2 pseudogenes are annotated in these 893 nt (G+C 57.6%); one reads left to right on the top strand and one right to left on the bottom strand.

The features are described 5' to 3' along the window. Positions 1–550 (bottom strand): annotated as a pseudogene (locus AC1QQ2_RS14510) (xanthine dehydrogenase family protein molybdopterin-binding subunit); the annotation flags it as partial. Positions 551–712: 162 nt separating this feature from the next. Here AC1QQ2_RS14510 and AC1QQ2_RS14505 point away from each other — a divergent pair. After that, a pseudogene (locus AC1QQ2_RS14505) lies at positions 713–893 on the top strand (oxidoreductase); the annotation flags it as partial.

The following is an 893-nucleotide window of genomic DNA, read 5'->3' as shown; positions in this document are numbered from 1 at the left end:
CGGTATCGCCGAAATGCGTTTGCGCACAAATGTTATCAGGGCCATCAGCCAATAGGGGAGCGTCTGACGCGAGTGCTTGCGCCATGTCAGCCGCCACAGGCCTTGGTTCGTAGGAAACCTCAACCAGCTCAGCGGCCGCTTGGGCCTGGGCAATGCTATCTGCAACGACGACGGCGACCGGTTCGCCGACAAAGCGCACCCGGGTCGTGGCCAGGAGGTGTCGCTCGGGTGTTTGAAGGGGGGAGCCGTCGGGCCGTTTGAAATTAATCGGCTTCGCCATCGCGGGTACGCCGGCAGCCAACAGGTCAGCCCCGGTCAGCACCAGGTGAACACCGGCTGCTTGCTGTGCTGCCGATGTGTCGACCGATAGGATGTCAGCGCTGGCATAAGGAGATCGAACAAAGCAGACATGCTTGGTGCCAGCAGCTGTGGCATCGTCAACGTACAGGCCTTGGCCCCTAAGCAAGCGATCATCCTCGACACGTTGAACCGCTTTACCGCTGCCAAATTTTGTCTCTAACATGCTGTTTTCCTTTGCGAACGCCGCCATGGTCAGATACAACCACGCGAACGCCCAAGTTTACGCAAAAATAATTTGGATTGATGTCGCTGGCGGGCTATCTCCCAAGCGCCAGCGGTATGGTGCGGAGTTCGTTACCATTCAATCCTCGTGCGCAGTCGCCCCACAACCAATTTGCCCCAAAAGATCCTCATGAGCCCTTTGTTTACTGCCTTTCATATTCCTTCGCCCAATGGTGGCCTGACCCTTGAAAACCGCGTCGTTGTGGCGCCGATGTGTCAGTACGCCTGCACCGATGGGCTGGCAAATGATTGGCACCTCACCCACTGGGCTGGTCTGTTGAATGGGGGGACCGCGATGGTATTTCTTGAGG

This window comes from Aestuarium sp., from assembly GCF_023253315.1.
Lineage (GTDB): Bacteria > Pseudomonadota > Alphaproteobacteria > Rhodobacterales > Rhodobacteraceae > Marivivens > Marivivens donghaensis.
This window is presented reverse-complemented; position numbering and strand designations above follow the sequence as displayed.